Raw genomic sequence first — 25,225 nt, 5'->3', positions numbered from 1 at the left:
TTTTCAGGCGGCCGGCGCATCGACTGCCCCGCCTTCGCTTTCCGCTTCCCCCTCGTCGCCATAGCCGACGAGATGCAGCGGCTTGGCCTTCAAGCCAGCCGTGCCGCACCAGTGGACCAGCGCATCGGCTTCGCCATGGGTAACCCAGATCTCCCCGGCCTGGACCTCGCGGATCGTCGCAAGCAGGTCGTCCCAATCGGCATGATCCGAGATCACGAGCGGCAATTCGACGCCCTTCTGCCGGGCCCGCGCCCTGATCCGCATCCAGCCGGAGGCGAAGACGGTGACCGGGTCGGGGAAGCGGCGCGCCCATAGATCCTGCGTCGCGCTCGGCGGGCAGATGACGATCTCGCCGCCCAGCGTCTTGCGATCGCTCTCGGAAACAAGCCGGATCTCGCCGAGCGGGATGCCCTCTGCCTGGTAGAAAGCCGTGATCTTCTCGACGGCGCCGTGGATATAGACCGGCCGCTCGTAGCCAGCCTCGCGGATCAGCGCCATGACGCGCTGCGCCTTGCCGAGCGAATAGGCACCGACGATATGCGTGCGCTCGGGGAAGAGCCTGACGGATTCGAGCAGCTTGGCGACCTCGCCCGCGGCCGGCGGATGGCGGAAGACCGGCAGGCCGAAGGTCGCCTCGGTGATGAAGATGTCGCAAGGTACGGGCTCGAAGCCGGCGCAGGTCGGATCGCGCTCGCGCTTGTAGTCGCCGGAGGCGACGATCCGCAGCCCCCGGCTCTCGACCGCGATCTGCGCGGAGCCGAGGACATGCCCCGCCGGGACGAAGGTGAAATCGACCTCGCCGATGCGAACGCTCTCGCCGGGCAGCGCAACCTGCTGCGAGCCGGTAAAGCCGTCGCCATAGCGTAGCCCCATGATCGCCAGCGTCTCCCGCGTTGCCAGCACGGCGCCGTGCCCGGCCCGCGCATGGTCGGAATGGCCATGGGTGATCAGCGCCCGCGGCACCGGCCGGACCGGGTCGATATGAATGTCGGCCGGCGGGCAATAGAGCCCGGCCGGCGTCGGCAGCAGCAATTCGGAGGGGCGCCAGCAGGCGCTTTGTCTGGCCAGCGTCACACTCCTAGGCTAGACCGATCGCTATGACCGATACAGGCTCGACCACGCATTTCGCCTCCTCAGGCGACCCCGTGCTCGACCGCCGCTATGGCTGGGCCGAGGCTGCGCTGAAGGGCGGAGACGCGCAAGCGGCCGTCGAGATTCTCGATCAGACGCTGGCGCAGGCCTACCATTTCACCGCCGCTTGGCATCTCTATGGGCTCGCGCAAGAGGCGCTCGGCCATAAGGAGGACGCCGCCACCGCCTGGCGGCAATGCCTCGATCTCGATCCCAACGACCATTTCGGCGCTCGGCTCGACCTGGCCCGCATCGGCGCCCTGCCGGCCGAGCAGGCGACCTCGGAGAACTTCTCCGGCGCGCTGTTCGACGCCTATGCCGACCGCTTCGACAGCCATCTCACGCAAACCCTGCATTATAACGCGCCCGACCTGCTGAAGGCGGCGCTCGTCCGCTGCTGCAGCAACGCCGGCCGGCCCTTCCGGTTCGACATCGTCTATGATCTTGGCTGCGGTACCGGATTGATGGGCGAGGCGATCCACGAGCAGAGCGGCTTCATCGCGGGCTGCGATCTCTCGCCGCGCATGATCGAGCGGGCGCGGGCCAAGCTCGCGCCGGACGGTACGCCGCTCTACGACAAGCTCGCCGTCGCCGGGCTGACCGCCTTCCTGACCAGCCGGCCGGATGCATCCGCCGATCTTGTCGTCGCGGCGGATGTCTTCGTCTATCTCGGCGAGCTCGCCCCCTGTTTCGCCCAGAGCGCGCGCGTGCTGGAACCGGACGGGCTCCTGGCCTTCACCGTGCAGAGCCATGACGGCGAAGGCGTCGTCGTGGGGGATGACAGGCGGTTTGCGCATGCGGAGGGCTGGCTGAGGGAGCGGCTGATCGAAGCCGGGCTTACCCCCGTACTCGTCGAGCCCGCCAGCACGCGGCAGGATCGCGGTGCGCCAGTGCCGGGACTGCTGGTCGTGGCGGAGAAGCGATGAGGACCATTTGACCGCCGCAGCCCGCAGGAGCGACCCGGCCGCAAAGGGGGGTTCGCGGCCGGGCCAGCCCCAGGGTGCGGCTTTGAGGCGGGGCCAGACCTCGACACATATACGTGGCGTCGGTGCGTTTGGATGTCTGCCGGATCGACGCCGTTGCGGCTGGGGCATATCGACGGCGGCCATGGCGCCATTCTCCTTTCGTTCTCGCTCGTCGTCGCCTATCTTCGGCCGGCATGGCCGCCCCCTCCCCGCTCCCTCCCGCCTTCGAGGCCTGGTTTTCCGGGCGCGGCTGGAGCGTGCGGCCGCACCAGCTCGCCTTGCTGGAGGAGGCCCGTGCCGGGCGCTCGACGCTGCTGGTCGCGCCGACCGGCGCCGGCAAGACGCTCGCCGGCTTCCTGCCCTCGCTGGTCGAGCTGGCCGAGCGCAAGGGCAAGCATGACGGTCTACACACGCTCTATATCTCGCCATTGAAGGCGCTCGCCGTCGATATCGCCCGGAATCTCGAAGCGCCCGTGCGCGAGATGGCGCTGCCGATCACGATCGAGACGCGTACGGGTGACACCTCCGCCGCCAAGCGCACGCGCCAGATTCAGCGCCCGCCCGATATCCTGCTGACGACCCCGGAGCAGCTCGCGCTGCTGGTCTCCCATCGCGATGCCGCGCCGTTCTTCTCATCCTTGCGCCGCATCGTACTCGACGAATTGCATGCGCTGGTCACTTCCAAGCGCGGCGATCTGCTGGCGCTCGATCTTGCGCGTCTGAAGGCGCTGGCACCTCAGGTCTCGGCCGTCGGCCTCTCGGCTACGGTGCGCGAGCCCGCCGACCTGCAGCGCTATCTCGGCGGCGCAGACACCCCGGCAGGGCTCGTCACCGTCGCGGGCGGGGCGAAGCCGCGCATCGGCATCCTCGACACGGAACGCAACCTTCCGATCGCCGGCCACACCACCCTGCATGCGATGGCCGAGGTCTATCAGGCCATCCGCACGCACAAATTGACGCTCGTCTTCGTTAACACGCGCATGCAGGCGGAATTCGCCTTCCAGGCGCTGTGGAACCTGAACGACGACAACCTGCCGATCGCGCTGCATCACGGTTCGCTCGACGCCGAGCAGCGCCGCAAGGTCGAGGCGGCCATGGCGGATGGCCGGCTCAAGGCCGTGGTCTGCACCGCGACGCTCGATCTCGGCATCGACTGGGGCGATGTCGACCTCGTCGTCAATCTCGGCGCACCCAAAGGGGCGAGCCGCCTGATCCAGCGCATCGGCCGCTCCAATCACCGCATGGACGAGCCTTCCGAGGCCCTTCTCGTGCCCTCCAATCGATTCGAATTGCTCGAATGCCGCGCGGCGCTCGAAGCCGTCCATGAGGCCGCGCAGGACACGCCGCCGCCGCGTATCGGCGCGCTCGACGTGCTCGCCCAGCATGTGCTCGGCGTCGCCTGCTCGGACGGGTTCGAAGCCGATGCGCTCTATGAGGAAGTTCGTACCGCCTCGCCTTACGCCGATCTCAACCGCGCGGATTTCGACGCCGTCGTCAATTTCGTGGCGACCGGCGGCTATGCGCTGAAGAGCTATGAGCGCTTCGCCAAGCTCCGGCAGGACAAGGCCGGGCTCTGGCGGGCCAGCCATGCCCGCGTCATCCAGCAATACCGCATGAATGTCGGCACCATCGTCGAGGCGACGATGCTGAAGGTCCGGCTCGGACGGGCGCGCGCCGGAAAGCCCGGCCAGCCGGGCATGATCAGCCGCGGCGGGCGCGTGCTCGGGGAGATCGAGGAGTATTTCGCCGAGACCATGGTGCCGGGCGACACCTTCGTCTTCGCCGGCGAGGTGCTGCGCTTCGAGGGCATCGTCGAGAACGAGGCGGTCTGCTCGCGCGCCGCCGCCGGCACCGATCCGAAGATCCCCTCCTATGACGGCGGCAAATTCCCACTCTCGACCTTCCTCGCGGCCCGCGTGCGCGCGATCCTGGCTTCGCCCAGCCTCTGGCACACGCTGCCGGAGGAGGTCTCGGCCTGGCTGCATGCGCAGAAGCGGATCTCGCGCCTGCCGAAGCCCGGCGAGCTTCTGGTCGAGACCTTCCCGCGCGGCGGGCGCTTCTATCTCGTCGCCTATCCTTTCGAGGGCCGCCTCGCCCATCAGACGTTGGGCATGCTGCTGACCCGCCGGCTGGAACGCGCCCGGATGCGCCCGCTCGGCTTCGTCTGCAACGATTACGGCATCGCCTGCTGGACGCTCGGCGACATGACGGCGGCAATCGCGCGCGGCGCGCTCGATCTCGACGAGCTCTTCGCGCAGGACATGCTCGGCGACGATCTGGAGGACTGGATGGCGGAATCGGCGCTGATGAAGCGGACCTTCCGCTCCTGCGCCATCATCGGCGGGCTGATCGAGCGGCGCTTCCCGGGCCAGGAGAAGAGCGGCCGGCAGGTGACGATCTCGACCGATCTCGTCTACGACGTGCTGCGCCGGCATGAGCCCGACCATATCCTGCTCAAGGCGGCGCGGGCCGATGCGGCGACGGGCCTGCTCGACATTCGCCGGCTTGGTGAGATGCTGACACGAATCAGCGGCCGAATCGTGCACCAGCCGCTCGATCATGTTTCGCCGCTCGGCGTCTCCGTCATGCTCGAGATCGGGCGCGAGGCTGTCTATGGCGAGGCGGCGGACGAGATCCTGGCGGAAGCAGAGGCGATGCTGACGGAAGAGGCGATGGCGTGACGGCTGCAGCGGCAGCGCTGGCGAAGACGAGCGAGGCCTTCATGCTGGGCCGGCTCGCGCTCGTGCCCGATCTGTCGGGTGCGCTCTGGCTGCCGGACGAGCGCACGCTCGTCGTCGCCGACCTGCATCTGGAAAAGGGCTCGGCTTACGCCGCACGCGGCGTGATGCTGCCGCCCTACGATTCGACCGCGACACTGGCTGCACTCGGCCAGGCGATCCTGCGCCATCGGCCGGCGCGGGTCATAGCGCTCGGCGATTCCTTCCATGATCGCGACGCCGAGAATCGCCTGGCTCCGGAAACCCGCGCCGCGCTCGGCACGATGCAGCGGGGCAGCGATTGGCTCTGGATCACCGGCAACCACGACCCGGCAATCAGCCGCGCGATGGGCGGCGAGAGCGCGGCGGAGATCGTGCTCGCCGGCGTGAGCTTGCGCCACGAACCCAGCGCCGCCGAAGACGCCTACGAGATCGCCGGGCATCTGCATCCCGCGGCGAAGGTCAGGATGCGCGGGCGGGCGATCCGGCGGCGTTGCTTCGCTCTGTCGGCAAGGCGCTGCGTGATGCCGGCGATGGGCGCCTATGCCGGCGGCCTCAACCTGCGCGACGCGGCGTTCCGGCCGCTGTTCGGCCGGGAGTTGAGTGCGCATCTGATCGGCGACGGCCGGCTCTTCCGGATCGATCCACGGTTATTGCTGCCGGATTGAACGAGCGGGTTGCGCCCGTCACGTGGTTGTGGCATCAGGGCGCCGCTTCGCAACGAAGCCGCGCCGCAAACGCCTCCGGGCAAGCGCCCGCGACTTGGCTGACGATCCTGCTGCCGTAGCTCAGTGGTAGAGCACTCCCTTGGTAAGGGAGAGGTCGAGAGTTCGATCCTCTCTGGCAGCACCAGCCGAACGAAGCGATTTGGCTGAGCGGCGCCCTCGCATGAGCGTTGTGCGCCCCGGCCTCATCGAAGTCCCGCGATGCGCACCCCTTCCATCGGCACAGCGCTCCATCGAGGGGTCGTCACGCCTTTACAACATGGTCCGCCCGCAGACCGTTCCGCTCGCAGACATTGCGGGTGTCGACGATCAGGCGAGCGCCCCGAACCAGGCCATTGTAGTCGACGTCGTCGTGATCCGTGGCGATCAGAACCGCATCGTAAGTCGCGACGCTGCCATCGCGGAGATCCACCGAACGCCGACCCGCGAGGGCAGCGTGCTCGCGGGTCCTCGGAATGACCGGCACATGCGGATCATGATAATCCACTGCGGCGCCTCGCTCCTCCATCAGCTCCATCAACCGCAGCGATGGACTCTCGCGCATGTCATCGACGTTCTTCTTGTATGCGGCACCGATCACGAGAATGCGGGCGCCGTTCAATCCACGCCCGCTGCGCTCGTCCAGTGCCTGCGCCAGCTTCTCGACCACGATGCGCGGCATCGCCGTGTTGATCTCTCCAGCGAGCTCGATGAAGCGCGCCGGAATGTCGTATTCCCGGGCTTTCCAGGACAGGTAGAAGGGATCGATCGGGATGCAGTGTCCGCCCAGCCCCGGGCCGGGATAGAACGGCATGAAGCCGAACGGCTTGGTCTTGGCCGCCTCCACCACCTCCCAGATGTCGATGCCCATCGCCGCGTAGATGAGCTTGAGCTCGTTGACGAGCGCGATATTGACCGAGCGGAAGATGTTCTCCGTCAGCTTGACCGCCTCGGCCGCCGCGGTCGAGGACACGGCCACTGTCTTCACGACGAACGCGCCGTAAAGCGCCTCGGCGATCCGCAACGCATCCGCGCCGTCTCCGCCCACCACCTTCGGGATCGATGCGGTTTCGAAGTGGGGGTTGCCCGGATCCTCGCGCTCCGGCGAGTAGGCGAGATAGAAGTCCCGGCCGCTGCTCAGACCGGAGCGTTCCAGAATCGGCTTGACCACCTCTTCCGTGGTGCCGGGATAGGTCGTGGACTCCAATATGATGATCTGCCCCGGGCGCAGACGGCGCCCGATCGCTTCCACCGTGGTCACGATGAAACTCAGATCGGGATCGCGATGGCGGGTAAGCGGCGTCGGCACACAGATGACCAGCCCGTCAGGCTCGTCGAGCCGCGCTAGGTCTTCGGTCGCCGAGAAGGTGCCTGCCGCAACCGCGGCTTCGAGTTCTGATCCGCCGATGTGCTTGAGGCCGGTCCGGCCTCGATTGAGCCCGGCGACGCGCTCGGGATTGATGTCGAAGCCGATCACCTCGAAACCGGCGCGCAACGCCGCGAGCGCGAGCGGAATCCCCACATAGCCGAGGCCGATGATCCCGACCTTGAAGCTGCGATCCCGGATGCGCCGCAAGAGTTCGCTTGCGGCTTCGGATTGAACGGTGTCCTGCATGGACTGGCTCTAGGACGCCATCCGCCCGCAGACAAGACGGGCGCTCGCGCCGCAACCCGGATTGGGCTGGAACCGCCGGCCGGCGAATGGCGCAGACCATCCGATTTCGCGGGACGATGCGGCCGGAACTCCGCCCTTGGGGTCGATTCCGGCACAGCCGGACCCAGATCAAAAAGCGGGATGACACCGGAAACCCGAACCGCTATGAACACTGCGCTGCCGGGCGACGCAATCAATCGTGGCACAGCACGCGGGCGTAGTTCAGTGGTAGAACGTCAGCTTCCCAAGCTGAATGTCGTCGGTTCGATCCCGATCGCCCGCTCCAAAATCCCCTCAATCGCAGTGACAGCAGGATGGCCGCCGCGGAGACGAATCTGCACAGAGCTCGGGCCTGCGCCGGTGTGGTTCTCTACAAGCCCGATCCGGTCTTGCTGAGGAGACAAGCCGAGGCACTGCGAGGACAGAGATTATTTGCCTTCGCCAACGGCCCCGTCGACGCGGAGGCCCTTGCGGCGCTGGCACCGGCAGATCTGCGGCTGATCGAGAGCGCCGAGAATATTGGCCTGGGCCGCGGCCTCAACGCTGTAACCGAAGCTGCGCTGGCCGAACGCTTCAGCCACATCATGCTGCTCGATCAGGACAGCGAGCCGCCGCCCGACATGCTCGATCGCCTGGCGGCACGCAGCCTCGTGCTGGAGCAGCGGGACAAGATCGCCGTCCTGACACCGCTGCTCGTCCCGCCAGCCGAAGGCTTCTACAAGCCGATCCGATACGAGCGGCGCGGGCCGGCTCGCCGCGATGGCCTCACTCCCCTCGACTTCGCACCAACCTCGGGATCGCTGATCAATCTCGAGGCCTACGCCGCCGTCGGGCCGTTCCGCGACGATTTCTTCATCGCGGGAATCGACGTCGAATGGGGTTTTCGCGCCTGGGATCGTGGTTGGGGCACCTATCTGGCGCCCGAGTTGGTGATGCCGCACCGGTGGGGCGAAGCCGTCAGCGCCGAGGAACTCGGCAAACCGCAGATCCTTCGCCATTCCAATCTTCGCAACTACTATTATGCGAGGAATGTGATCGCGACCGCGCGGTTGGCCCATGTGCCTTTTCGATGGCGAGTGAAGTCGTGTGCCGCGCTAGCCGCGCAGATCGCCATCCTCGCCACAAAAGGACGCAAGCACTCCTGGCATCCGATCCAGGCAGGGCTTCTGGACGGGCTGCGCGGCAAGTTGGGCCCTGCCCCAGACACCATGAAATAAGGCCCCTGCCTGAGGAAGCGCCTGGAGAAGCTACCAAGGAGGCTGTGCTTGACACAGACCGTCATGGCTGCTTCTTCCACGCTGCTTTACGGCCATTCTCATCGATAGCGGTCTTTTCGGAGCGGCGCAGCGTGTCATTGAAGTTCCTCGTGACCGGCGGCGCCGGCTTCATTGGTTCGGCGGTGGTGCGCAAGCTGATCGGTGAGACCGGCCATGATGTCTGCGTCGTCGACAAACTGACCTATGCAGGCAACCTGGCTTCGCTGGCGTCGGTATCGGGCAGCAACCGCTATCGCTTCGAGCAGGCCGATATCGGCGATGGCGAGAGCATGCGGGCGCTCTTCGCCGATTTCCAACCCGACATTGTGATGCATCTGGCGGCCGAGAGCCATGTCGACCGCTCGATCGACGGTCCCGGCGATTTCATCCAGACCAATATCGTCGGCACCTTCGCCCTGCTCCAGGAGGCGCTGCGACATTGGCGTGGGCTCGAAGGCGAGGCCAAGGCGCGCTTTCGCTTCCACCACATCTCGACCGACGAGGTCTTCGGCTCGCTCGGCGCCGATGGCTTCTTTCGCGAGGACACCGCCTACCAGCCGAACTCGCCCTATTCGGCCTCGAAGGCGGCCTCCGATCACCTCGTGCGCGCCTGGCACCACACCTACGGCCTGCCGGTCGTGATGACCAACTGCTCGAACAATTACGGGCCCTATCATTTCCCCGAAAAGCTGATCCCGCTGATGATCATCAACGCGCTGGAGGGCAAGCCGCTTCCGGTCTACGGAAATGGCCTGAACGTCCGCGACTGGCTCTATGTCGACGACCATGCCGATGCGCTGCTGACGGTGGCGGAGCGCGGTCTGCTCGGCGAGAGCTACAATATCGGCGGCCACAACGAGAAGGCCAATATCGAGGTCGTGAAGGGCATCTGCGCGATCCTGGACGAAATCCGGCCCGACCCGAAGGGCCCGCATGAGCGATTGATCAGCTATGTGACCGATCGCCCCGGGCATGATGCGCGTTATGCGATCGACGCCGGCAAGATCGGCCGCGAGCTCGGTTGGGCTCCGAAGGAGACCTTCGAGACCGGCCTGCGCCGCACGGTCGAATGGTATCTCGCCAATGCCGCCTGGTGGGGCGACATCCGCTCGGGCGTGTATCGCGGCGAACGGCTCGGCGCCGCCTGACCGGAACGGACGAGATCATGCTCAGCGTCGAAGAGACTGCGATCCCGGCGGTCAAGATCATCACTCCGAAAAGGCACGGCGACCACCGCGGCTTCTTCTCGGAGGTCTACAAGCAATCGGACATGGCGGAGGCGGGCATCGATCTGGTCTTCGTGCAGGACAATCACTCGCTGTCGGCCCAGGTCGGTACCTTGCGGGGCCTGCATTTCCAGTCGGCGCCCTTTGCCCAGGACAAGCTGGTGCGGGTCGCCCGTGGCCGCATTCTGGATGTCGCCGTCGATATCCGGACTTCGTCGCCGACGTTCGGCCGGCATGTCGCCGTCGAGCTCTCCGCCGAGAACTGGAAGCAATTGCTGGTGCCGATCGGCTTCGCCCACGGCTTCGTCACGCTGGAGCCGGATACCGAGGTGCTCTACAAGGTGACGGCTCCCTACGGACCGGACAACGACCATGGGCTTGCCTTCGACGATCCGGCGCTCGGCATCGACTGGGGCCTTCCAGCCGACAGGCTCGTTCTCTCCGAGAAGGACCGCAAGCATCCGCGCCTGGCCGAGATGCTGCGGTATTTCGACTGATGACCCTGAGGATCGCCGTCACCGGCTGGACCGGTCAGGTCGTGCAGGCCATGCTGGAGCGCGTGCCGGTCGGCGTCGAGGTCATCGCGCTGCGCCGCCCCGAGCTCGATCTCGCCGATCATCCGACGATCGCCCCCGCGCTACGCGCTGCCAGGCCTGATGTGATCGTCAACGCGGCCGCCTACACGGCCGTGGACCAAGCCGAGAGCGAGCCCGACCTCGCCATGCGCGTCAATGGCGGGGCTGCCGGCGAAGCGGCCCGGGCGGCGGCCCTGCTCGGCGTCCCGATCATCCAGCTCTCCACGGATTATGTCTTCGACGGAAAGCTCGACCGCCCCTACCGGGAGGATGACGCAACCGGCCCGATTTCAGCCTATGGCGCGAGCAAACTGGCCGGCGAGCGGGCCGTCGCCGCAGCAACCGCGAACCATGCGATCCTGCGCACGGCCTGGATCTACAGCCCCTTCGGCAAGAACTTCGTCAAGACCATGCTGCGTCTCGCGGAGACGCGCGACGAGATCGGCGTCGTCGCGGACCAGCGGGGATGCCCCACCAGCGCCCTCGACATCGGCGACGCAGTTTTCGCTGTAGCGCGCAACCTCGTCTCGCAGCCACAGGACGTGGCGCTGCGCGGCGTCTTCCACATGAGCGCCGCGGGCGAAGCGGTCTGGGCCGACGTCGCCGAGGCGATCTTTGCCGAGCGGGAGCGTCTCGGCCGCCCGCCAGTGCGGGTGAAGCGCATCGCGACCGCCGACTACCCGACGCCGGCGCAGAGGCCGGCGAATTCGAGACTCGACTGCAGCAAGCTCATCGCGCGGCACGGCGTGGCGCTCCCCGTGTGGCGCCCCTCGCTTGCGGCATGCGTCGAGCGCCTCCTCCGGGATCAGGTATAGATACATGAAGGGCATCATCCTGGCCGGCGGCTCGGGGACGCGGCTGCACCCGATGACGCTGGCGATGTCGAAGCAGCTTCTGCCGGTCTACGACAAGCCGATGATCTACTATCCGCTGTCCACGCTGATGCTGGCCGGCATCCGCGAGGTGCTGATCATCTCGACGCTCGTCGAGGCCCGCAGCGCCATCGCCTCATGGAAGGAGGACTACAACCGGTACCGACCCCACTCGGCCCTCGGCAACATCACGCCCGCCGAGTTCGCACTCAAATCCACGCTGGAAAAACACGCCGCCTGAGGCCAGAAATCAAACTCAGGACTCTCCCTCAGACCGGAGGAAGATCAGGGTCTCAGGTCACGTCTCGCAAGAGTGGAAACGCCTGCTTCACAGCCACTTTTGATATTTACACCCTAGACGATCATTAGAGCTTCTTTTGACGCTTCGATTCTATTTCAACAAACGACCATCAAGCCCACATACGATATAGTCGTCGGCCCAAGCTGAGATTGTGAAGCAACGCTCCAATGCGTGATGCAAAGTCTGATCTAGCTGTCGCATTTCCGGCTCAAAATTTTCTTGCGAAAGCTGGAGACGACGCAGACGGGAAAGCGCGGCAGGTCTGAACCAGAACATTGACCCTTCGAAGAAACCCAAGCGAACCGCGCCGTCCGGCACCTCCATCAATGCCGCGAGTGTCCTAACCCTTGCTTCATTGCCCATCCAATAGGGTGCGGCCTCGCGATAGCAGGCCTGCCAGCCGACGATTCCGATGCTGGGCGTCTCGAACAGGCTCAAGATTCGCGAGGTCGCGCCACGCTCACCTGCCAACACGCTGAACAACAGCTTTCGTCGAATCTCGCCATCAAGCAGATGAGGACTGCGCTTTGTATGGAGCTTGAGTACCGCATCATAGGCGTCAAACGTCCCCGCATTCAACAAACCGATAAAAGGGGCTACATCGCGACCGCGATTTTCGAATGGGTGGACTAAGACGTCTGAGACGTCACGCACCAATCGCCGAGCCTGCTCGACCTTGTCGAAAGGAACGGTAAGATGGAGAATCGACCCCGCAGGCAGAGTGGCGCGGCACTCGAGAATCTCTGGCAGGAGGTCGAGATAGTAGAGATGGGCGACAAGAGCAGCGCGAACGTTGGGGTTAGGCCGCCTCCGCTTGTATCGCGCCATCCACCGCCGGACGTATCGACCAGTCGGCGAGACGAAAACGGCTCCAAGCGTCAGCGCTGCGATCTTTTGATAAAGATGGAGCGCATAGGCACGGGAGCGAAAACCAAGACGGCCGATCGCTGTCAAGCGGGCTGGCGGGGCCATGTTGTCAGCTCAGCTCCACAATAATCGCAACTCCTTCGATAAGCGTTCCAGCCCCGCTCATTAGCCCGATTTTCCCGTAAGTCCATCGCGATCTGTCAGATTCTGAACTGTGAGATCGCCTGCAATGTTGGTCCCGTGAGGGGTGGTTATCGCTTTGAAGAGCCTTCAACGCGATAAGAGGGCTGCCCTTCAACGCGATTTGACAGCCCGGGCCAGAGCGAACTTCACAATGGATTAGGCCAGAGGGGCAACGTCACTCGGCTCTTCGATGGAATTAAAGCTGTTCGGGCTGGCCATCCTCCTTCGCATCAATTAAATGCCTCGCGTGATAGTCGGCAAGGATCACCCGCAGCGAAAGCGGTCATACGAACCGCGATGCGTTGGGATGGGACAAGTAAAATGAGCGAATCGAGCAAAGTAGCGTTGATTACCGGCATTACGGGACAGGATGGCGCTTATCTTGCCGAGCTTCTACTTGCCAAGGGGTATATTGTTCACGGAATCAAACGGCGAGCGTCCCTATTTAATACATCCCGAATCGATCACATGTTTCGTGATCCTCATGAATCCGACAGCAAATTTCATCTGCACTATGGCGATATGACCGATTCTACCAATCTCATTAGATTGATTCAACAATGTCAACCGAACGAGATATACAACCTTGCCGCACAGAGCCACGTTCACGTAAGCTTCGACACACCGGAGTATACGGCCAACGCTGACGCTATTGGCCCGCTTCGTATTCTTGAAGCTATTCGTATACTCGGCATTGAGGAAAAGTGCCGTTTTTATCAGGCCTCGACTTCTGAGCTGTACGGGAAAGTTCAGGAAATTCCGCAGCGAGAGACAACGCCGTTTTATCCTCGTTCTCCCTATGCGGCAGCCAAGTTGTATGCCTACTGGATCACGGTCAACTATCGTGAGGCATATGGAATGCATGCCTCTAACGGCATCCTGTTCAATCACGAGAGTCCAATCCGAGGCGAGACTTTCGTAACCCGTAAGATCACTCGCGCTGCGGCGGCGATCGCGCTTGGAAAGCAAGAGAGTTTGTTCCTTGGCAACCTTGATGCCAAGCGCGACTGGGGCCATGCGCGAGATTACGTCGAGGGCATGTGGCGCATCCTCCAGCAGGATGAGCCCGACGACTATGTATTGGCTACCGGCGAAATGAAGTCGGTCCGGGAATTTGTCGAGAAAGCTTTCTCGTATGTGGGCTTCACCATCGCATGGCGCGGTGAAGGCGTCGATGAAGTTGGCATTGATGAGAAGAGCGGCAAAACGCTCGTGCGAGTCGATGCCCATTATTTCAGGCCAACCGAAGTCGATCTCCTGATTGGCGATGCAACGAAGGCGAGGCAGCGGCTCGGTTGGTCGCCGACAACGACCTTCGAGCAACTCGTTGAAGAGATGACGCTTGCCGATCTAGCGTTGGCCCGGAAGGCGAAGCAACTCGGCGAGATGTTATGAGAGTCCTTCTTACGGGAGGGAACGGCCTTGTCGGAAAAGCCATTCGACGCGTCGCCGCTGAGCTGGATTGTGACTGGGAGCTAGACGCTCCGTCGCGCCTCGAACTCAACCTTAGTAGCCAGGCCGCCATCTCAGAATGGTTTGGCGGACGCCGATACGACGCTATAATTCATGCAGCGGCGCGCGTTGGCGGGATCAAGGCCAACATTACGTATCCGACGGCCTTTCTCGCGGAGAATGCGCTCATCAACACTCTCGTCATCGAAGCGGCACGCCTTCACGACGTCCGGAATCTCCTTTTCGTGGGAAGTTCCTGCATGTATCCAAAAGATCTTGAGAAGAAGCTCGAGGAAACCGACATTCTGACGGCCCCTCTGGAGCCGACCAACGAGGGTTATGCCCTGTCGAAGATTCTTGGGGCACGCCATTGCAGCGCCATCGCCAGCGAGTTCGGGCTAAACTACCGGACCGTTATTCCCTGTAACCTTTATGGGCCGGATGATCATTTCGATTTAGAGAAAGGCCATCTCGTCGCATCGGCCCTGCGCAAGGTCTCAATGGCCCACTCCCTATCGCTGCCTTCAGTGGAAATTTGGGGTGATGGAACGGCTCGACGCGAGTTCATGTATGTCGACGATCTCGCGCGCTTCGTAATCGACTGGCTGCCGCGCCTTGAGGATCTGCCTCAGTTGATCAATGTCGGCGTGGGCCATGATCATACCGTCAACGACTATTACCGAATCGCTGCGGAGGTCGTCGGCTATGCGGGCAGCTTCGAGCACGATATCTCGCGCCCCGCTGGTATGCGCCGAAAGCTTATGGACGTCGGGCGATCCAACAGTCTCGGCTGGCAGGCGAAGACGCTGCTCGACGACGGAATGCGGCAAGCTTATCTCGGCATGCTCCAGCAGGATGCGCAGGCCGCAAGGAAGGTGTGACAGATATGAGAGTTTCATTTCCTCTTGCGTCAACGACCTGGGACGATGAAGAACGTGCGGCGCTGCAACGCGTCATTGAAAGCGGCCGCTTCACCATGGGCCAGGAAGTTCGGATATTCGAGGAGCAGTTTGCAGCCTTTTTCGGCAGCAAGTATGCCGTGATGGTCAACTCGGGCTCGTCGGCCAATTTGCTGGGCCTGGCAGCCGCATTCTATCACCCTGACCTCGGGCTTCAGCCTGGCGACGAGGTCATCGTGCCCGCGGTATCTTGGAGCACAACCTATTATCCGGTTCATCAATGCCGGCTATCACTGCGTTTCGTCGACGTCGATCGCGAAACCCTCAATCTCGACCCGGACCTCGTTGAGTCGGCGATCACACCCCGGACCAAAGCCATTTTCGCGGTCAATCTCCTCGGCAACCCATGCAATTTCTCTAGACTCCGAGAAATCGCGGAGCGGCATTCGCTGCTGCTGTTCGAGGACAATTGCGAGTCGATGGGGGCTCTCTTCGATAGGCGGCAGGCCGGGACGATCGGCCTCTTCGGCACGTTCTCCACCTTCTTCTCTCATCACATCTGCACAATGGAAGGCGGCGTTGTCGTTACTGACGATCGCAAGCTCTACCACACCATGCTCAGCCTGCGTGCCCATGGGTGGGTGCGGGAGCAACCGCAGGACAGTCACCTTTCCGATGACACCGACGACTTCAAACGCCTGTTCCGCTTCGTGCTCCCCGGCTACAATCTGCGCCCACTCGAAATGGAAGGCGCGCTAGGCCAGACGCAGTTGCGCAAGCTTCCCAGCTTTGTCGCCGAGCGACGAGCCAACGCCGCGCGCTTCACGAATGCTTTCGGCAATCTCCCGGGGGTGCGCATTCAGCAGGAGACCGGCGAGAGCTCGTGGTTCGGCTTCGCTATCATTCTGGAGGGGAAGCTCGCAGGTAAACGGGCCGAACTCGTCAAGGTCCTGCAGGACGAGGGCGTGGAATGCCGCCCGATCGTGGCCGGCAACTTTACGGCCAATCCGGTGCTCGCACATCTGGACCATACTATATCCGGCCCGCTTCCGGTGGCGGAGGAGATCGACGCCAACGGCTTCTTCATCGGCAATCATCACTACGGCACTGGCGAAAAGATCGAGGCTATCGCTGATCTGGTCCGAGACTTCGCATTGAGGCATGCAGCATGACGACTGTTTCGGACAATCGCGGCCGCACTTGCTCGCTATTCGAACGGCCGGTCGCCAACTATGTCGTTCCGGACGAGGTGATAGGCGGCATCCTCGCGGATCCGGCGCAGCCTCTAGCACGAATTGCGAAGATCATACCCCCGGAAGCGCGCGTGCTCGACGTCGGTTGCGGCAACGGCAATCTGGGACGGGTCCTGAAGCGGGCGGGTCGGGCGAGCCCGATCGACGGGGTGGAGCCTAACAGCTTTGCCGCTAGGCTCGCGCGCGAACACTATCAGCACGTCTACGAGAATGGCGTGGCCGAATTGATCGCGGATGGCACGCTCGGCGATTATGACTTTCTCATTCTTGCGGACGTGATCGAGCATGTGTCGAACCCATTCGATTTTCTATGTGGTATCGACCCGTTGGTCCAGCGCGGCACCCGCGTGCTGCTGTCGGTGCCCAACGTCGCTTTTGGCGCCGTGCGGCTTTCACTGCTGAACGGATCTTTCGACTATGTTGATTCAGGTCTGCTGGAAAAAACGCATCTGCGTTTCCTCACCTTGAAAACCTTGCTGCAGCTTTTTTCCGATTTAGGATGGGGCGTCGAAAAAGTTGCGCGGCTGCAACGCAGCTTTTTCAACGTCGAATTCGATCGGAATACCATTGCTGCCGAGGAATCGGTGCTTCGCCGGCTCGCAGCCGACAGTGAAGCGCGAACCTATCAGCATCTCTTCATGGTATCGTCGCGCGGCGATACCATAACGCAGTACGAGGAATACGGCGCCAGCGAAGCTGATATCCTGGCGCAGATTCCGAATGCCGCCCTCCTTCCGGCAGGCGGCGGACGGGATGGTGCGCCAACTGGCCTCTTCAGCAGGCTGCTCGGACGTATGTGACCAGCGGCCAGTGATGCCGGGCGCACCTTTCAGGATAGCCGAGACGATGACCAAAGTTTCTATCTGCGTCCCGGCCTATAAGCAGGTCGAGTTCCTGCGAATGACTCTCGCCTCCGTCGCCGAGCAGAATTTCCAAGACTACGAGATCATTGTTTCGGACGATTCTCCCAACGACGATGTCGAGAGGCTGGTCGGTGAGTTCGACTTCGGCGACCGACTTCGCTATGTCAGAAATCCCGAGGCGCTCGGTTCCCCCCGCAATTGGAACGCTGCGCTAGCCCTTGCGCAAGGTGAATATCTCAAGATCCTGCACCACGACGATCACTTCTCGCATGCCGGCGCGCTCGGGCGGTTTGTGGCGCTTCTCGACAACAACCCAGAGGCTCTTTTTGCTTTTTCGGGAACGACCGTCCAGAACGTGGAAGACGGCTCCTCCCGCCATCATCGCATCTCCGAGGCCCAGGCGCAGTCGCTCTCGCTCATGCCCGAACAATTATTCATGGGCAACTCTATCGGTGCGCCCTCTGCGACAATCGTGAGGCGCTCGCTGAGCCTTGACTACGATCCGCGCATGAAATGGCTGGTCGACCTAGATTACTATATTCGCGCGCTTCAGGTGTGCCGCAGCTTCGCCTATACGGCCGATCCGCTGATCACGACGCCGACCAGCGCCGCCCACCAGGTTACGGAATTGGTGCGCGACAATGCCGCTGTCGACATCGGGGAGGCGCTGATTCTGTTCGAGAAATGCCTCGACCAACTCAAGACGAATCCGGACGCGCAGGAAATCTGGATCAGGCTTCTCCGGAAGTACAAGGTCCGCTCGGCTGGCCAGTTGTCCAGCTTCGGGCGCGTGTCGGTCGCGCTGCAAAGCTATTTCGACGAGCTTTACCAAACGCCGCGCCTCCGACCGTTCAGATCTGAAATGACGGATGCGGCCAGAATGCTACTGCGACCGCATATAAGCCAAAGCCTTTTTGCATCGCTCAGTCATGGCCGACATTTGGGTCGGGTGACACGGAACCATGCAATCGCGGCGCTCTCGCGTCTATATTTCGCCCTACCGCCCGGCTTTCGAGACACTTGGCGCAGCGTCAAGAGAAGCCTCAGAAACCCCGACTGACGCCGTGATCTTCTTGATCGTCTCTTTCGCTTGGTCAAAATCCTGATCCCACCAGCAAGACTGGCGGATCGCATCCTGGATTACGCCATCAAACCGAAATTTGATCACGCGAGCTGGCGTACCCGCCACAATCGCAAAATCTGGAACATCCTCATTGACAAACGAATTGGCGCCGACGACGGCACCGTTGCCGACTTTGACGCCGCGGCGAATGACCGAGTTCGCACCGATCCAAACGTCATGTCCGATCGAGCAGGGGGATGCGGTCAACGCTCGATAGGCGTCGTCCATAAAAATGGAATTCGTTGACACAGCATCCAGCGCATGCTCTCCCGGCCCAATCGAAACATTATTAGCGACGGAGCAGTATCTTCCTATTGTCGAGTTCGACACTAAGCAATTATAACCGATGTAAGTGTAATCTCCAATTGAACTATCATTTGATACAATCGAGCCCTTCATCACTTCGATATTTTTTCCGCAGAATGCATCACTCATTATTTCGTCGGACTTTATTGATCGCCCCAGAGGCATCGACTTAAGTCTAGAATTAATCATCTCTAAATACATATCTCCGAGAGACGCAGTAATCCGCAATTCCTTTGAACGGAAGCCAACCTTCAGCAAATCTACCATTTCTCCATTGTATTCGTTCGCCACCCTTAATCGCAGAAGATCTCCAGTAAGTCCTGCGCCGACAAGCTCCTTGGCGAACTCGTCCTTCAAAAGTTCGGTTCTGATCCTCGAGAGAATTGCTGACCGCTCACCCCGATCAGAAAAATGTCTTTCGAGCATGTCGGAGAAGATGGATTCGTCGATCGTTCTTACGATGAAGGCAGGACTCATCAACCTCGAAAGAATCGCGACGAGCTTAGTCTCGATTCTTTTTTTAATCGCGATTTTCAAATTCTTGATCAGAGTTGCCGCCCTTTGATTACTTCACTTGGTAATAAGACGTTTTAGACGCCGCTTGAGCGCCTGCCCGACGTGGCCCGCGAAGGTCTCTCGCGCCGCAACCCCGCCTGCGCCGGGCGGCGGCAAAGCTTTGGCGTCACCCTCCACATTCCAGGTCGTGACCGCCGAAAGCGCGTGCGCCCGATAATAGGCCTCCTCCTCGTCGACGATCGCGCTGTTAGTGTACCAGGGCAGGTGCCGCGCCTGATAACGTCCCATCGTCCGCAGCGCAGGACCATAACAATAAGGCACACCCGGCCGATACAGCGCAAAGGTGGTGTCGATGTCGGCTTCGAAAACGTCGGGTTCGACCTCACGGCCATAAAGCCCGCTTTCCCATGACACGACGCGCTCTTTGAGATGATAGTGATCGGGAAGATCGTCGATCCGCAACCCGAAGCCAGCCTTCAGAATATGCGGATAGGCTTCCATCAATTGCCTGAAGCGCGACACGGCATCCAGGGGCGTGTCTTCCGACGGGATCACGTCCGGGTCTGTATAGACAAACCATTCCGACATGATCACCGGATGAAGATCCGACAGCTTCCAGAGCGAGGTATGCCCCAGATTGTCCGGGCTGCGAATAACGCGATGCCTCGTAGTGTCGAGATAGGCAACAAGCGGCGGATAGGTCGAGGCATTGTCAATAATCGTAATATTCTCATGGCCCGCGCGTTCCAGCCAAGCTACGAGGCTGCGCAGACAGGCCACACGGTCACGTGTATTGATGAAGATGGGCACAGACTTGGTGAATTCGGGAGAAACAATTGCGGGAACCATGGCAGGCTCCGCAGCAATCCTTCCCCTGCCGCGCAGGATCGGGCGCAACGACGAGGCCGCCCTGTGCAGGGCGCGATCAATCGTTCTTCTGCCGCTCTGGAAGACCTTGCCGTATTCGGCGACATGACGACGCAGATCGGCAACCTCCTCTGCCGAGACTCCGAGGCGTGGCTCCACCATGGCGAGCAGATCCTCGAGCTTCTGCACTTGGTACCCATCTCCCGGCCTGACCGGAAGAGTGTTACCCGTAATAACGGCATGGGCGACTTGCTGGAAACGCGGCTCGAGCCACGGTCCCAGCTTTTGCGTCCCCCCGGTATAATGGGCGAGCTGACGAAGGGCGATAGAGCGTGCAATACGCTCGTGACCGGCTGCGCGAACATGACTGTCCGAAATCGGATGAACACGATAGCGCACCAACGCTTCAGGAAGATTGTCCCCCTTCGCCCCACGAACGAGCATCCTGCCCCATAAGTCGTAATCCTGCGCGGGAATGTCGTGATAGCGAAGCTGGTGAGCATTCAAGAAGTCGCGCCGCATCATCACCGCCGGATGCGCGAATGGCGTTCCGACAATCGAATGCAGAGCGACCGCCGCGGCTCCCCGCGGCTCCCGATGCAGCCCTGTGGGATTGCCTTCGGGATCTATCATCTCGATGAACGAACCAAGGATGGCACAATCCGGATGATCCGACAGCCAGCCGACCTGTCGCGCAAGCCGGTGTGGAAGAGCGATGTCATCGGCGTCGAGCCGCGCGATCAAGGCACCCCGCGCCTCGTCCAGCCCCAGATTCAGTGCGTGGGACAGGCCAGCGGCGCTCCCGTCTCGCCGTATCACTCTGAGGCGCGGATCCACCTTGGCATACCGTTCCAGGATAGCAGGCGAATTGTCTGTCGACAGATCATCGATCACCAACAGTTCGAAGTCCGCAAAGGTCTGGCCCAGAACCGATGAGATCATCCGATCCAGGTACTGCTCTCCATTATGAACGGGAACGAGCACCGATACGAGCGGTTGGCGATAATCCATATCTGCAAGTTATCCTGGAAATCCGAGATAGACGCTTCCGGCGTAATGCCGAACCCAGCTTACAGCCTGTTCCAGCGCGCTGGAACAAGGTCAGTGGCGTCCATACCTTGATCTGCGAACCAGCGAGCAGGCGCTATGACTTTCGTATCCTCGCGCGGGTCAAGCCAAGCGCCCCACCAGCTGAACGTGCTGTTGGCAATAACATGATGGCGGCAAGCGGCCATGATCCGCATGTCCTCGTAAGCCTTCTCGGCAACGTTGCCTTCAACATGAACCATTTCAATCGGCAGGCGAAGGTTCTCACGCGTCCAAGAGTGATCATCTGAAAAGACAAATGCCACAAGATCCTTCCCGCACTCCTCCATCAGGTTTTTTACAGCTTTCTCGTAATAGTCGGGAGAGCAGGTGCCGTGGACAGCAAGCGCGCTAGGGTTCGTAACGTAGTCCCCCCGACGAATATGAAGCGACACGGTGTTATCGGCTGCTGCCCGCTTGAGCAGTGCAGCATTTGCCGGAGACGGCGCATGACGGAACTGAAAATCCGTTCGTAACACGTCGGCAAAGTCGGAAAAGTACTGTTCGCTCTGCCAATACCCATCGAGATAGATGTTTCCCGATAAAGAGGCGACAGCTGGGTCGAAGCGAAGCCCAGCCTCCACGACATGCCGAACTGGCTTCCGCCAGGTTAGGAGTCGCCTCAGACCGCGAGCCGACTCCAGTTGAGCAGGCAGCCCGCCAACAGTCGCATCAGGAGCATCTAGCCGGAAAAAATCCAGCGCATATGAGTGAACACGATAGTCCGCGAACGCCCGGCGATCGATCGCCAGCCCGCTACGATTTCGAAGCGCCAGCGCTCGGCCTGCGGCGTATTGGAACATTTGGTTGCCCAAGCCGCCGATTATACGTGTGGTTATCATATTATCGTTGCTTTCCGCCGATCGATAAAGCTTCACGAAACGCAGACAGAAGATGTCGGAGTGTGCTTGGCGGCGGGCTCTCAGTTGCGGACAGTTGCGGCGCCACAGGCTCGATCTTCGGGACAAGCTCGGCTTCTGAAGGGATCCCTTCCTTAGCGCGAGCGGCATCCTCCTCAACGAACTCGCTGTTCGGCCTGATCAAAACCGTTTCGGGCTGGCTGCGACTCAATCCAACGATGACCTCCAGGGCGCTAGCGAGATTTCCAAAAAATTGCCAGCGGGTCAGATAGTCCTGCCTCGCAGCCAACAACGCCGGAAGCCGGGCAGCGTAACCTGCCTCGTCCCCAAGCAGGGCGCCAATCTGTTTGATGGCGTTGTCCGGTTCGGCGAGATCGATGCGAGTGAATGCATTCGGAGAGGCATATCGGTCGGCGTTGATGCACCCGGAATAGATCGGATGGCAAAACGCGAGCCAAGCGTCGGGCATCTTCTCGGTGACGAAATCCGGTTCGTCGCTGTTTTCCAGAACAATCGTATATCGATAGGGAACAAGCGTATCCCACTTGCTATCGAAAGGGCGAATTCCACGACCGAAGACGTCGATTGCCGGATAAATTTCCCGCAATCGATCGACGAAAGCCAAGCGGCGACGGTGCCCTTCGGTGAAAGCCTTGTCAGAGATCAGAACGCAGATATCGCGATCCTTTGCCGGGGGTGACATGATGATCAATTCATCAAGATCACGCTCGACGAACCACGGATGGGAGGGCTGCAGGCGAATCTGTCGAGGGTGAGAGAGATCATTCCGCCCGCTGATCACATAGGCGAATTGAGCGAGGAACTTTGGATGGTACCGCCCGATGTCGCTGGGCTCGCCGGTGATGAAGACTGTCCGATCCGGCTGGCAGATACATTTCGCACTCGCCTCGATCGACTCGAATACAGCCCAAGCCTCGCATTGCTCGACGTTGCGGTCGACCTGGAACTGGAAGCTTCCCCAACTGCCCGATTTGGCTGGTGTCTGGCGCAGCCAAGGCCATTTCGGCGCACAAGTGTCGAGTCGGACCAGCCTTGTCATAGACGCCGCATCTGCCAATTCGGATCGAGATGAACATACCCGAAAGGCTGCTCGCCCTTGTGCCGCCTGTTATATTCCTTAGCTTCCGCAAGCCGGAAGGAAAGTTGTCCAGCTTCGCCGAAATAGTCGCAAATACCAAATCGGCTTGCATGGACTTCGAAAATGTACTCGCCATGCACAAGTAGATTTGCGGGAACGACTCCCTCTAGAACAAAATGTCCTGCGGGGAACCGTGATTTTTCGGGATCCCAGTCATTGAACAACGCGCGTGCGATGACATGGCCGTCGATGGTCTTTATATAAAATCCAACCCTTAGATCATCCAACGGCGTCAAAACATCAATCTCTATGGAAATTTCTATTGAATCTTCTCCAAGAAATTCCATAAGATCGCGCGAACCTTGACGAATATTCATATCGACCAAGATGATGTCGTCGGTCACGATAGGAAGAGAAGCAGTCCGTCTCTTGATCGTCGTATTCAGATACTTTCTCACTGCGCTTTCGACAGCCTGTTTCGGGCCGGCACGGCCCGACTCGAGCAACAGCGCAGTATCGCAGACACCGCGGACGGCTGCCATAGAATGGCTGACAAAAAGAACTGTGCGCCCTTCATGGGCCAAGGCGTCGAGCTTCTTCTGCGATTTGGCCTGGAAGCCGGAGTCTCCCACGGCCATCACTTCGTCGAGGATGAGGATATCCGGCTCCAGATGCGCAGCGACGCCGAATGCGAGACGAACATACATGCCGCTCGAATAGCGCTTGACCGGCGTATCCAAGAATTTCTCAATCTCGGAAAAATCGACTATCTCGTCAAATCGCCGCTTCACCTCGGACTGCTTCATTCCGAGAACGGCGCCGCTGAGGAAGATGTTCTCGCGGCCCGTCAACTCCGGATGGAACCCCGTCCCGACCTCAAGCAAACTGCTAAGCCGGCCCCGCACACTGATCTTTCCAGTTGTCGGCGCCATTACACGCGAAAGCACCTTCAGCAGCGTCGACTTACCTGAGCCGTTTCGGCCAATCAGCGCCATGCGCTCACCCGGCTCAACGTCGAAACTGATATCCTTCAGCGCCCAGAAGTCCGTCGTCTCATCGTCTTCTGCTGAAGGGCGCAGTGACTGAATCATCCGACCAATTGAGCCGCGTAGGCTACCACTCTCGGTACCACTCACCCGACCTATCTGGAAGCGCTTAGATATACCTTCGGCAATGATCGCTTTTTTCATCGTTCTTACAGGTCGTCGCAGAAGCGACTTTCAGATCTGGTGAAGTATCGCACGCCCGGAATCAGACAAACGACAGTGAAACCTACTGCAACGGCAAAACTGAAGGTTGGGAACGGCGTTCCGGCATCGAGTAGCGACCAACGGAACCCATCAATGATGCCCACCATGGGATTCAGCGCGAAGATAATACCCCATTTTCCGGGCACCACACTGCTGGCATACCCAACTGGAGACATATAGGCGCCTAATTGCAGTACGACCGGCAGAAGATAACGAAAATCACGATAGCGCACGTTCAAGACCGCAACCCAAGTACCGCAAGCCATCACGAACAGGCACAACAAGATAATACACACCGGCAAGAACATTACATTCCACCCAGGCGGGTGCTTAAAATAAACCGCTAGCAAGAAATACAAGCAAAACGATATGACAAAATCGACCGTCCCCACTATTATTGAACTAAACGGCAATATTATCTTCGGAAAATAAACTTTCGATACGATAGGAGTATTTGCTATTACACTATTGGCCGCCTCAGAGAACGTCGTTGCAAAAAACATCCAAGGCAATAATCCAGTGAAGACAAGAAGAGCGTAGGGCGTATCATTCGACGGCAGTTTCGCAAAACCGCCAAACACGATCGTGAAAACGATCATCATCGTCAGCGGACGGATGACTGACCAGCTAAATCCGATGAGCGTCTGCTTGTATCGAACGACGAGGTCGCGCCAGACCAGCAACTGGAAAAGCTCCCGATGCTCCCATACATCCCGCCAGTATGCTGGATTTTGCGCGTCAGCCGTAATCTCGATCACTGTTTGCTTATCGTCCGTAGATCGCCCCTCCTCAGCAATGAGATACGCCATTAAACAGATTCCCTGCAATTTTCCCAACTCGCGCACGAAGCAGGTAGTGCAAATTCACTTCCGTTTCCACCCCCTTGGATCGCGCTGGTAGCGCGGGAAAAGGAAGAAGCCGCGTAGGGGCTATTTTTCTGGCTCCCTTCAGAACGGTCGCTGTCGAGGCAGCCGCCAACTGCTGCTGCCTGCGGAGAGCATCAAGCTTCGACAGGGCATGCGACGCGCAATCGACCTTTTCCGCTCGGGCGTAGATCGCATCAACCCCGAGGAATGTCGCCGAGGAACTGCCGCGCTCGGGCACACGATCGCCGCCTCCCCCCCTGATCCGCCCCCGCCGGCAGGTCCAAGGTGATTGTTAGTGGACCCGCCGGCAGGTCCAAGGTGATTGTTAGTGGAC

22 protein-coding genes and 2 tRNA genes are annotated in these 25,225 nt (G+C 60.8%); 15 read left to right on the top strand and 9 right to left on the bottom strand.

Going from position 1 to position 25,225, the window contains the following annotated elements; translation table 11 throughout:
• Positions 1–3: 3 nt before the first annotated feature.
• Positions 4–1,074, bottom strand: a complete 1,071-nt coding sequence (locus BGO20_RS10750; protein WP_291663985.1) for a ligase-associated DNA damage response exonuclease — start codon at positions 1,072–1,074, stop codon at positions 4–6.
• Between the two features lie 23 nt (positions 1,075–1,097).
• Here BGO20_RS10750 and BGO20_RS10745 point away from each other — a divergent pair, with 23 nt between their 5' ends.
• From BGO20_RS10745 to BGO20_RS10730, 4 genes are all read left to right on the top strand, one after another.
• The gene (locus BGO20_RS10745) at positions 1,098–2,057 is read left to right on the top strand and encodes a methyltransferase domain-containing protein (RefSeq protein ID WP_291663984.1); all 960 of its coding nucleotides are present in this window, start codon (positions 1,098–1,100) and stop codon (positions 2,055–2,057) included.
• A 233-nt stretch (positions 2,058–2,290) separates the two neighbouring features.
• On the top strand, positions 2,291–4,777 hold the full coding sequence (locus BGO20_RS10740) for a ligase-associated DNA damage response DEXH box helicase (protein WP_291663983.1): 2,487 nt from the start codon (positions 2,291–2,293) through the stop codon (positions 4,775–4,777).
• Positions 4,778–4,818: 41 nt separating this feature from the next.
• Complete coding sequence (gene pdeM, locus BGO20_RS10735) at positions 4,819–5,481, top strand: ligase-associated DNA damage response endonuclease PdeM (protein ID WP_465246027.1); 663 nt, start codon at positions 4,819–4,821, stop codon at positions 5,479–5,481.
• 109 nt (positions 5,482–5,590) lie between these two features.
• Positions 5,591–5,665 (top strand) — tRNA-Thr (locus BGO20_RS10730).
• A gap of 117 nt (positions 5,666–5,782) precedes the next feature.
• Here BGO20_RS10730 and BGO20_RS10725 read toward each other — a convergent pair.
• Complete coding sequence (locus BGO20_RS10725) at positions 5,783–7,132, bottom strand: nucleotide sugar dehydrogenase (protein ID WP_291663981.1); 1,350 nt, start codon at positions 7,130–7,132, stop codon at positions 5,783–5,785.
• A 250-nt stretch (positions 7,133–7,382) separates the two neighbouring features.
• On the opposite strand from BGO20_RS10725, the gene BGO20_RS10720 reads away from it, so the two are divergent.
• From BGO20_RS10720 to BGO20_RS10695, 6 genes are all read left to right on the top strand, one after another.
• A tRNA-Gly gene (locus tag BGO20_RS10720) sits at positions 7,383–7,457 on the top strand.
• Positions 7,458–7,485: 28 nt separating this feature from the next.
• Positions 7,486–8,388 carry a glycosyltransferase family protein gene (locus BGO20_RS10715; RefSeq protein ID WP_291663980.1) on the top strand — a complete coding sequence of 301 codons (903 nt, stop codon included), beginning with the start codon at positions 7,486–7,488 and terminating at the stop codon, positions 8,386–8,388.
• A gap of 131 nt (positions 8,389–8,519) precedes the next feature.
• A complete protein-coding gene (gene rfbB / locus BGO20_RS10710; RefSeq protein ID WP_291663979.1) occupies positions 8,520–9,575 on the top strand; it encodes a dTDP-glucose 4,6-dehydratase in 1,056 nt (351 codons plus the stop codon).
• Positions 9,576–9,592: 17 nt separating this feature from the next.
• Positions 9,593–10,150 carry a dTDP-4-dehydrorhamnose 3,5-epimerase gene (gene rfbC / locus BGO20_RS10705; protein ID WP_291663978.1) on the top strand — a complete coding sequence of 186 codons (558 nt, stop codon included), beginning with the start codon at positions 9,593–9,595 and terminating at the stop codon, positions 10,148–10,150.
• Positions 10,150–11,043: a dTDP-4-dehydrorhamnose reductase gene (gene rfbD / locus BGO20_RS10700; protein ID WP_291663977.1), complete on the top strand. Its 894-nt coding sequence runs from the start codon at positions 10,150–10,152 to the stop codon at positions 11,041–11,043. The genes rfbC and rfbD overlap by 1 nt, the downstream gene beginning before the upstream one ends.
• Positions 11,044–11,047: 4 nt before the next feature.
• Positions 11,048–11,341, top strand: a complete 294-nt coding sequence (locus tag BGO20_RS10695; protein WP_291663976.1) for a sugar phosphate nucleotidyltransferase — start codon at positions 11,048–11,050, stop codon at positions 11,339–11,341.
• A 150-nt stretch (positions 11,342–11,491) separates the two neighbouring features.
• Here BGO20_RS10695 and BGO20_RS10690 read toward each other — a convergent pair whose 3' ends face one another.
• Positions 11,492–12,373, bottom strand: a complete 882-nt coding sequence (locus BGO20_RS10690; protein ID WP_291663975.1) for a rhamnan synthesis F family protein — start codon at positions 12,371–12,373, stop codon at positions 11,492–11,494.
• A gap of 399 nt (positions 12,374–12,772) precedes the next feature.
• On the opposite strand from BGO20_RS10690, the gene gmd reads away from it, so the two are divergent.
• Genes gmd through BGO20_RS10665 form a run of 5 tightly spaced genes read left to right on the top strand, consistent with a single transcriptional unit; the run spans position 12,773 to position 17,978 of the window.
• Positions 12,773–13,846 (top strand): GDP-mannose 4,6-dehydratase, encoded by a 1,074-nt coding sequence (gmd, locus tag BGO20_RS10685; RefSeq protein WP_291663974.1) that lies wholly within the window; start codon positions 12,773–12,775, stop codon positions 13,844–13,846.
• Positions 13,843–14,784: a GDP-L-fucose synthase family protein gene (locus BGO20_RS10680; RefSeq protein ID WP_291663973.1), complete on the top strand. Its 942-nt coding sequence runs from the start codon at positions 13,843–13,845 to the stop codon at positions 14,782–14,784. Before gmd ends, BGO20_RS10680 begins: the two co-directional genes overlap by 4 nt.
• 5 nt (positions 14,785–14,789) lie before the next feature.
• Positions 14,790–15,974 (top strand): DegT/DnrJ/EryC1/StrS family aminotransferase, encoded by a 1,185-nt coding sequence (locus BGO20_RS10675; protein ID WP_291663972.1) that lies wholly within the window; start codon positions 14,790–14,792, stop codon positions 15,972–15,974.
• The gene (locus BGO20_RS10670; RefSeq protein WP_291663971.1) at positions 15,971–16,855 is read left to right on the top strand and encodes a class I SAM-dependent methyltransferase; all 885 of its coding nucleotides are present in this window, start codon (positions 15,971–15,973) and stop codon (positions 16,853–16,855) included. Before BGO20_RS10675 ends, BGO20_RS10670 begins: the two co-directional genes overlap by 4 nt.
• Before the next feature lie 46 nt (positions 16,856–16,901).
• Entirely contained in the window at positions 16,902–17,978 is a 1,077-nt protein-coding gene (locus BGO20_RS10665) for a glycosyltransferase family 2 protein (protein WP_291663970.1), read from the top strand.
• Here the strand turns inward: BGO20_RS10665 and BGO20_RS10660 are convergent.
• From BGO20_RS10660 to BGO20_RS10635, 6 genes are read right to left on the bottom strand one after another with little or no spacing between them, the layout of a single operon-like run.
• Positions 17,916–18,884, bottom strand: coding sequence for a CatB-related O-acetyltransferase (locus BGO20_RS10660; RefSeq protein WP_291663969.1), 969 nt, complete (start codon positions 18,882–18,884; stop codon positions 17,916–17,918). The two genes, BGO20_RS10665 and BGO20_RS10660, sit on opposite strands and share 63 nt — an antisense overlap.
• A gap of 33 nt (positions 18,885–18,917) precedes the next feature.
• The gene (locus tag BGO20_RS10655; protein WP_291663968.1) at positions 18,918–20,741 is read right to left on the bottom strand and encodes a glycosyltransferase; all 1,824 of its coding nucleotides are present in this window, start codon (positions 20,739–20,741) and stop codon (positions 18,918–18,920) included.
• A gap of 59 nt (positions 20,742–20,800) precedes the next feature.
• Positions 20,801–21,658 carry an alpha-1,2-fucosyltransferase gene (locus BGO20_RS10650; RefSeq protein ID WP_291663967.1) on the bottom strand — a complete coding sequence of 286 codons (858 nt, stop codon included), beginning with the start codon at positions 21,656–21,658 and terminating at the stop codon, positions 20,801–20,803.
• A 1-nt stretch (position 21,659) separates the two neighbouring features.
• Positions 21,660–22,736, bottom strand: a complete 1,077-nt coding sequence (locus BGO20_RS10645) for a glycosyltransferase family 10 domain-containing protein (RefSeq protein WP_291663966.1) — start codon at positions 22,734–22,736, stop codon at positions 21,660–21,662.
• Positions 22,733–23,965: an ABC transporter ATP-binding protein gene (locus BGO20_RS10640; protein ID WP_291663965.1), complete on the bottom strand. Its 1,233-nt coding sequence runs from the start codon at positions 23,963–23,965 to the stop codon at positions 22,733–22,735. Before BGO20_RS10640 ends, BGO20_RS10645 begins: the two co-directional genes overlap by 4 nt.
• 5 nt (positions 23,966–23,970) lie before the next feature.
• Entirely contained in the window at positions 23,971–24,834 is an 864-nt protein-coding gene (locus BGO20_RS10635; RefSeq protein ID WP_291663964.1) for an ABC transporter permease, read from the bottom strand.
• Positions 24,835–25,225 lie beyond the last annotated feature (391 nt).

Origin of the sequence: Allobosea sp. 67-29 (genome assembly GCF_001898115.1) — a bacterium.
In the GTDB taxonomy this organism is placed as follows: Bacteria; Pseudomonadota; Alphaproteobacteria; order Rhizobiales; family Beijerinckiaceae; genus Allobosea.
Note: the sequence above shows the minus strand (reverse complement) of the source record. Positions and strands in the feature narration are given on the sequence as shown.

What these genes read in the sequence shown, in the direction of transcription:
- BGO20_RS10695 (WP_291663976.1), top strand. Translation starts at nt 11,048, where the DNA reads ATGAAGGGCATCATCCTGGCCGGCGGCTCGGGGACGCGGCTGCACCCG.
- BGO20_RS10655 (WP_291663968.1), bottom strand. Translation starts at nt 20,741, where the DNA reads ATGGATTATCGCCAACCGCTCGTATCGGTGCTCGTTCCCGTTCATAAT.
- BGO20_RS10640 (WP_291663965.1), bottom strand. Translation starts at nt 23,965, where the DNA reads ATGAAAAAAGCGATCATTGCCGAAGGTATATCTAAGCGCTTCCAGATA.
- BGO20_RS10740 (WP_291663983.1), top strand. Translation starts at nt 2,291, where the DNA reads ATGGCCGCCCCCTCCCCGCTCCCTCCCGCCTTCGAGGCCTGGTTTTCC.
- BGO20_RS10665 (WP_291663970.1), top strand. Translation starts at nt 16,902, where the DNA reads ATGACCAAAGTTTCTATCTGCGTCCCGGCCTATAAGCAGGTCGAGTTC.
- rfbD (WP_291663977.1), top strand. Translation starts at nt 10,150, where the DNA reads ATGACCCTGAGGATCGCCGTCACCGGCTGGACCGGTCAGGTCGTGCAG.
- BGO20_RS10675 (WP_291663972.1), top strand. Translation starts at nt 14,790, where the DNA reads ATGAGAGTTTCATTTCCTCTTGCGTCAACGACCTGGGACGATGAAGAA.
- BGO20_RS10650 (WP_291663967.1), bottom strand. Translation starts at nt 21,658, where the DNA reads ATGATAACCACACGTATAATCGGCGGCTTGGGCAACCAAATGTTCCAA.
- BGO20_RS10690 (WP_291663975.1), bottom strand. Translation starts at nt 12,373, where the DNA reads ATGGCCCCGCCAGCCCGCTTGACAGCGATCGGCCGTCTTGGTTTTCGC.
- BGO20_RS10680 (WP_291663973.1), top strand. Translation starts at nt 13,843, where the DNA reads ATGAGAGTCCTTCTTACGGGAGGGAACGGCCTTGTCGGAAAAGCCATT.
- rfbC (WP_291663978.1), top strand. Translation starts at nt 9,593, where the DNA reads ATGCTCAGCGTCGAAGAGACTGCGATCCCGGCGGTCAAGATCATCACT.
- BGO20_RS10715 (WP_291663980.1), top strand. Translation starts at nt 7,486, where the DNA reads ATGGCCGCCGCGGAGACGAATCTGCACAGAGCTCGGGCCTGCGCCGGT.
- pdeM (WP_465246027.1), top strand. Translation starts at nt 4,819, where the DNA reads ATGCTGGGCCGGCTCGCGCTCGTGCCCGATCTGTCGGGTGCGCTCTGG.
- BGO20_RS10645 (WP_291663966.1), bottom strand. Translation starts at nt 22,736, where the DNA reads ATGACAAGGCTGGTCCGACTCGACACTTGTGCGCCGAAATGGCCTTGG.
- BGO20_RS10670 (WP_291663971.1), top strand. Translation starts at nt 15,971, where the DNA reads ATGACGACTGTTTCGGACAATCGCGGCCGCACTTGCTCGCTATTCGAA.
- BGO20_RS10725 (WP_291663981.1), bottom strand. Translation starts at nt 7,132, where the DNA reads ATGCAGGACACCGTTCAATCCGAAGCCGCAAGCGAACTCTTGCGGCGC.
- BGO20_RS10635 (WP_291663964.1), bottom strand. Translation starts at nt 24,834, where the DNA reads ATGGCGTATCTCATTGCTGAGGAGGGGCGATCTACGGACGATAAGCAA.
- gmd (WP_291663974.1), top strand. Translation starts at nt 12,773, where the DNA reads ATGAGCGAATCGAGCAAAGTAGCGTTGATTACCGGCATTACGGGACAG.
- BGO20_RS10745 (WP_291663984.1), top strand. Translation starts at nt 1,098, where the DNA reads ATGACCGATACAGGCTCGACCACGCATTTCGCCTCCTCAGGCGACCCC.